Below are 5,938 nucleotides of genomic sequence, written 5' to 3' on the forward strand. Positions count from 1 at the left end.
GGGTACGCCCAGCAGCGTCGCCAGTGCGTTGGCGGCAAGGTTGCGGGCGCGCTGCAGCTCCAGGAGATCGTTGGTGAGCCGGTTGATCTCGGCACGTTGCTGCAGTACCCGGGTATTAGGCAGCAAGCCGTTCTTCTGCATGGCGTCGTAGATGCCGAGGATCTGCTTGCCCTTGTCCAGCGCCTTCTGCTGCTGCGCCATCTGCTCGTCCAGCTGCAGGATCTGGAAGTACGTCGTTGACACCGTTGAAGCCAGCGTCAGGTAACCTGCCCGCCAGTCCGCTTCTGACGCCTCGTACGCCGCACGCTGCGACTGCACACCCTTCTCCACCTTGCCCCAGATGTCGATGTCCCAGTTGACCTGGGTGCCGAGGTTGAAGGTCTTGGCAAAAGGCTGGCCGGTGCTCTTCTCGAAACTCGCACCGGCGGCGGCGCTCAGCGACGGCATTGCGCCGGCGCGCGCTTCGCCGACTTCCGCGTTCGCTACCTGCACACGCGCCGCGAGGATCTTCACGTCGAAGTTGCCGGCCACGGCTTTGTCCACCAGGCCGTCGAGGTAGGGATCCTTGAACTCGCGCCACCAGTCCGGCGCAATGGTCGCGGCGGCCGATACCGGCTGGCCCTGGGACCAGGATGCCTTCACCGGCGCGGCCGGCGTCTGGTAAGGCGCCATGCTGACGTCGGCGCAACCGCCGAGCACGGTGGCGCACAGCCCGCCTGCCAGCGTGCGGCGCAAGAAGACCGGCGAAGAAAATGGTGAGGTCTGCATATCGTTGTCCTGCTGTCTTGAAGTTGTCCCGGCTCAGTTGTCCGCCCACACCCTAGCATCGACGAATACCTTGAAAAGCCGCGGGTCGAGATGGCCGGCATTGCACTCGGAGCCGATCAGGTCCAGCGCCTGTTCCACCGGCACCGCCTTCTTGTACGGCCGGTCGCCGGCAGTGAGCGCGTCGTAGATGTCGCAAATGGTCAGGATGCGTGTCTGGATGCTGATCTGGTGTCCGCGCAGTCCCATCGGATAGCCGGAACCATCCAGCTTTTCGTGGTGACCGTGCGCAATCGCGGGCACGCCGGCCAGGTCGCGCGTCCACGGAATCAGGATGAGGAAGGAATACGAATCGGCGACATGCGATTCAATTTCCTTGCGCTCTTCCGGGGTCAGGCAGCCCCTGGTCAGGCTGAGCGCGGAAAACTCGCACTCGTGCAATAGCGGCGACGCGCAGCCCGCCACTTCCTCGAACGCATAGTCGAGCACCTCCGACAGGTCCGGCAGCACGCCGCCATGCGAAATCGCCGGCTCGTTCGCCTCGCGGATGGCCGCGTGGAAGCGCTCCAGTCGTTCGAACTCATCGTGCAATTCGTCTTCCAACCTGCGTTTTTCCGCGCGGAATGCGGACAGCGTCATTTCTTCCGCCGCATGCCTTTCGACGAGGCCGCGATAGGCCCGCTTTTCAAGGCAGGCGCGGGCGTACTTGAAGCGCTCGTCCAGCATGCGCATTTCATAGTGATGCAGTTTCTTTTCCTTGCGCAGCACATGCTCGCGCACACCGACCTTGCCGAAATCATGCAGCAGTGCTGCGTAACGGATTTCCCGCAGCTGGTCATGGGTAAAACTGACGCGCCGCAGCTCCGGCATGTCCGCCCGGTCAACCGCCTCGGCCAGCGCTTCCGCATAACCCGCGACGCGGAAGGAATGCCCCGCCGTTGCCGGGTCGCGCTCTTCGATCGCCTGCACGGAAGCGCGCACGAAGCCGTCCAGCAAGCGCTCGATGTCGGAATACAACTGGAAATTCTTCAACGCAACCGCGGCCTCGGCGCATACGCCGGTCAGCATTTCCAGGTCCTGCTCCTTGAAGGCATAGGGGTCGGACGAAGTGTCGACCTGGATCAGCCCGAGGCATTCGCCTTCCAGCACCAAGGGCACGCACATGACGCTTCGGATGGCTTGCGCGAGAATCGATTCCTGCGCCCCGAAATGCCGGTCGGACAAGGTATCGACAGAGAGGATGGATTGCTTGCGGTTCAACACATCCTCGATGATGGTGCGCGACATGCGCGCCTTGTCGGGATCCTCGACCCGCCCGTCGCGCCGGCGCGCTGCAACCGGAATCGGCTGTCCGCCTTCGTTCTTGCGCAGCAGGATGAACGCGCGCTCGGCCATCGGGAACAGTTCGAAGATGAAGTTCATGATCTTTTCGATCAGCGTCTCCTGGTCCGTCACGGCGCCGAGTGCGATGCCGACCTGCGCCATCGCATGCAGCTTCTGCATGGTCTGCTGCACGTCGCCGTGCGCGGCGCCTCCTCCCGGTTCCATGATGCGCGTCAGTTCGGAGGCATCGACCACGCGCGTGATGATGGTGGGCGTGCTGTCACGCTGCGGCACCACCAGCGAATGGAACACCATCTGCGCGTTGGAGACGGTCAGTTCGTCGCCGTCCTTGAGCGCGTGCCAGGCGCCCGGCCGCAGCTTGTTGCCGTCGACGAAGGTGCCGTTGAAGGAATGCAGGTCTTCGATGAAATACGTGTCGCCCCGGCGTCGGATCCGCGCATGGCGGCGGCTTACCGTATGTTCGGGAATGCACAGGAATTTGTCGGAAGCGAGCGAGTCCTGCGGGTCGCGTCCGATCACCACTTCGTCATGGATGGGAAACACGGTCGGCCGCACCGACCCGTCGCCGGTGACCTCGATATAGGCTGTCACCGCACCGGCGGAAACAGCCGGGGCCGCATGGTTGTCCATCACACCTCCAATCGCCGGCGTCGCGCGCATCGGCTCTGCTACTGTCCGAACCTGCCGACGGCTGGAAGCCTTACTTCACCGTGATCGTGATCTTCTTCGACACGATCGGCGGGTTGTGTGGGATGTGCTTGTCGTCACCCATCAGCAACTGCAAGGTATGCTTCCCCGGCGGCAGTTCGATCATGGTTTCGGTCTCGCCCGCTCCGAAATGCAGGTGGTTCCTGTCCGACGGAATCTCCTTGTCGGCAGGCGGTATCGGGGTATCGATCAGCAGGTGGTGATGCCCCGTGTTGGGCAGCTTCACGTCCTTGGGCGCGACGCCCATGTCGCGCAGGCCGAACCAGACGCGGAAGGGCTTGCCGGCGGCGACCACCTCGCCATTGTTCGGCCAGCCGATGTACAGGTAGGCATGCGGCGCGGCAGGCGTCTCGCCCGCGAATGCCGCCGTCCACGAGATGAGGAAAAACGCTGCTGCAGCACAGGTCCTGGCCATGATGCTTACCCCCGAATCCGTTTTCTTCCGCACACGCATCGTCGCTCCGGTCGTCATCTACTTCACCGTGATCGTGATCTTCTTCGACATCACGGGCGGATCGTGCGGCACATGGTCTTTATCCCCAAGCAGCAGCTGCAGCGTGTGCTTGCCGGGTGGCAGCTCGATCCTGGCTTCTGTTTCACCGGCGCCGAAGTGGAGGTGGTTCCGGTCGGACGGGATTTCCTTGTCCATGTCGGGCAGGTCGGTATCGATAAGCACATGGTGGTGGCCGGTGTTCTTTCGCTCCACGCCCTTCGGCGCCACGCCCATGTTGCGCAACCCCATGCGCAGCCAGAATTTTCCGCCGACCACCGAGCCGTTCTGCGGCCAGATGATGTAAGCCTCGGCGTTCTCCGGCGCGGGGGTGCGTTCCGCATGTGCGGCAGCCGAACCGAGAAATGCGATTGCGAAGACGGCGACAGGGACAATTCTGAGCATGCGTCCTCCAGCAGGAATATCCGCCAAAAGCGCCGCAAGGCAGTGCAGGCCCGCGGCCACCAGTTCAACCACCAACCGCTTGCGGATACTTCTACCGGCAGGAAAAAGCGGTTGCTCTCATTTTCGGAGAAGTTGTGGACTCTCGTTTGTGCTTTCGCAAACCGTTTCGACTCTTGATATCGATGATATGCAGGAGGAGCAACACGAATCCGCCACAGAACCTCATTCATTGAAGAAGGATTTGCTGTGAGGCCAACATTCCTGATCGCACTTTCGCTGGGTGTCTCCGCAGTCGGGCCGGCGCCGGCATCGAACCTGCTCGAAACCGGCATCGCCGCCATCCTGCCGAAGGACAGCGCCGAACAGGTCGAGCTGACGTTCTGGGAATCGATCAAGGACAGTGACCAGGTCGGCGATTACGAAGCCTACCTGCAGGCTTACCCGAAGGGACGCTTCGCGTCTCTCGCGAAAGCGCGTATCGAACGCTTGCGAGCTGCTGCCAAGCGGGAGGCGCCGCCTGAGACGGAACGCCCGGCTGCGAAGAGCGCGCCTGAAAAAACCCATCCTCCGAAAGCCGAACCCGAGCGCAAGCGCACGCCGCCGATAGCGAAGGAACCGCCCGCGCCGAAGGAAGCACCGGCGCAAGCCGAACCTGTTCCGGACAAGCCGCCACCAAAAGCGGCGACCGGGGAAATCCGCGACTGCCCCACCTGCCCGGTACTGATTTCACTGCCGGCCGGCTCGTTCACCATGGGCGCGAATTCCGGCGACCCGTCGGAGAAACCCGCGCATCGCGCGACGATCAGTACGCCTTTTGCCATCGGCAAATATGAGGTCACTGTCGAACAGTGGAACGCCTGCGCCGAAGGCGGAGGATGTCCGCGCCTGGGCGGCAACTATGCCGGCAATACGCCGGTGCGCGATGTGAGCTGGGACGATGCGCAGCAGTATGTGAAATGGCTGTCGTCCACGACCGGGAAAAGCTATCGCCTGCCGAGCGAAGCCGAGTGGGAATATGCCGCACGCGGCGGCACGTCTAGCCGTTTCTGGTGGGGCGAGCAGATGCGCCCGGGCAATGCCAATTGCAAGGACTGCGGCGACCCGTATAGCGCCGACGGGCCCGCGAAGGTCGGCTCCTTCGCGCCCAATGCCTATGGCCTGCATGACGTGAACGGCAGCGTTTGGGAATGGGTCGCGGATTGCTGGCACAACTCGTACAAGGGCGCACCCGGCGACGGCAAGCCCTGGGACATGCCGGGATGCCGCGAGCGCGTCATTCGCGGCGGCTCATGGCGTGATGGCGCGAGTTACATGCCTGCTTCCACCCGGTTCAAATACGGAGCGAGCGTGAGGCATTCGCAGAACGGGTTCCGGGTAGCGCGGGACTTGAAGTGATGCACCCTACTTCTTGGCTTTGGTTGTCACCTGGAGGAAATCGACAAGAATCTTCTCCCGGCCATGCTTCGACGCAATCTGCTTCAACTGCTTGTCCGCCGCCTTCAGATAATCGCCCGCCGCTTCCGCCTCCGGCCGCATTCCATCGAACATTGGCATCGGCGTAGCCACCATCACGATGAGGTCTGTGCCGAAAGGCTTGGCGACTGTCCAGTTACCCATGCTGCCGATGGTGGCAGAATAATTCGCCGGCGCCTGGTTTGCGCGCGCGCGCGGACTGGGCACCATGTGCAGCACGCTGCCATCGAATGAAAAGTAATCGACATACACATGGGAATCCCACGGCGGCGTCGTGACGTCGAGGACGACCGAATCGCCTTCCACCAGCACATTGCGCACAGGCTTGGTCTTCACCGACACGGGCGTGCCGGCGGCCTGATTCTGCGCCCAATAGGGGCCGAACAACTCGACCGCGCCGCATTTCTCGTCGGCGACCTGCCGCACGTCGAGGTTCAGCGCCTGCACGCCGGGAATGGCATTCAGCATCTCCTTCGCACGTGTAGTTCCGCTTTCCGCGAGATAGCCGCGCACCTGCAGCGTGTTGTCCTTGATTGTCGGCAGCAAGATCGAACAGGGGATACGCGACAGCACCGGCGTCACCGCTTCCATCGTCAGCGGCGGCACGACCGGTGTTGGGGGCGTGGTGGCGAGTGCCGGCGGTTCGCGGGTTTCTTCCTTCACCACTTCCGGCGTCTCGGTTACCTGCTCCTTCGATCCTTTGTAGTAATTGAATGCCAGCGTCGCCAGCAATGCCGCCGCGAATGCGGCGCC

Annotated in this window: 6 protein-coding genes; 1 reads left to right on the forward strand and 5 read right to left on the reverse strand. The window is 62.8% G+C overall.

Annotated elements, in window-relative coordinates; translation table 11 throughout:
- The 4 genes from AYR66_RS09885 to AYR66_RS09900 all read right to left on the reverse strand — a co-directional run.
- On the reverse strand, positions 1-768 hold a 768-nt coding region (locus AYR66_RS09885), incomplete at its 3' end, for a TolC family protein (protein WP_170942288.1).
- A 33-nt stretch (positions 769-801) separates the two neighbouring features.
- A complete protein-coding gene (locus tag AYR66_RS09890) occupies positions 802-2,739 on the reverse strand; it encodes an HD domain-containing phosphohydrolase (RefSeq protein ID WP_234814867.1) in 1,938 nt (645 codons plus the stop codon).
- A 70-nt stretch (positions 2,740-2,809) separates the two neighbouring features.
- Positions 2,810-3,232, reverse strand: a complete 423-nt coding sequence (locus AYR66_RS09895; RefSeq protein WP_088709723.1) for a DUF4399 domain-containing protein — start codon at positions 3,230-3,232, stop codon at positions 2,810-2,812.
- A 57-nt stretch (positions 3,233-3,289) separates the two neighbouring features.
- The gene (locus AYR66_RS09900; protein WP_088707360.1) at positions 3,290-3,712 is read right to left on the reverse strand and encodes a DUF4399 domain-containing protein; all 423 of its coding nucleotides are present in this window, start codon (positions 3,710-3,712) and stop codon (positions 3,290-3,292) included.
- 246 nt (positions 3,713-3,958) lie between these two features.
- On the opposite strand from AYR66_RS09900, the gene AYR66_RS09905 reads away from it, so the two are divergent.
- Positions 3,959-5,107, forward strand: a complete 1,149-nt coding sequence (locus AYR66_RS09905) for a formylglycine-generating enzyme family protein (RefSeq protein WP_337366884.1) — start codon at positions 3,959-3,961, stop codon at positions 5,105-5,107.
- A gap of 6 nt (positions 5,108-5,113) precedes the next feature.
- Here the strand turns inward: AYR66_RS09905 and AYR66_RS09910 are convergent.
- The coding region (locus tag AYR66_RS09910; protein ID WP_206047125.1) for a DUF4384 domain-containing protein at positions 5,114-5,938 on the reverse strand (825 nt) is incomplete at its 5' end.

Origin of the sequence: Noviherbaspirillum denitrificans, from assembly GCF_002211445.1 — a bacterium.
Lineage (GTDB): Bacteria > Pseudomonadota > Gammaproteobacteria > Burkholderiales > Burkholderiaceae_D > Noviherbaspirillum > Noviherbaspirillum denitrificans.

Coding starts and splice junctions, on each gene's coding strand:
- AYR66_RS09900 (WP_088707360.1), bottom strand. CDS start 3,712: ATGCTCAGAATTGTCCCTGTCGCCGTCTTCGCAATCGCATTTCTCGGT.
- AYR66_RS09895 (WP_088709723.1), bottom strand. CDS start 3,232: ATGGCCAGGACCTGTGCTGCAGCAGCGTTTTTCCTCATCTCGTGGACG.
- AYR66_RS09890 (WP_234814867.1), bottom strand. CDS start 2,739: ATGGACAACCATGCGGCCCCGGCTGTTTCCGCCGGTGCGGTGACAGCC.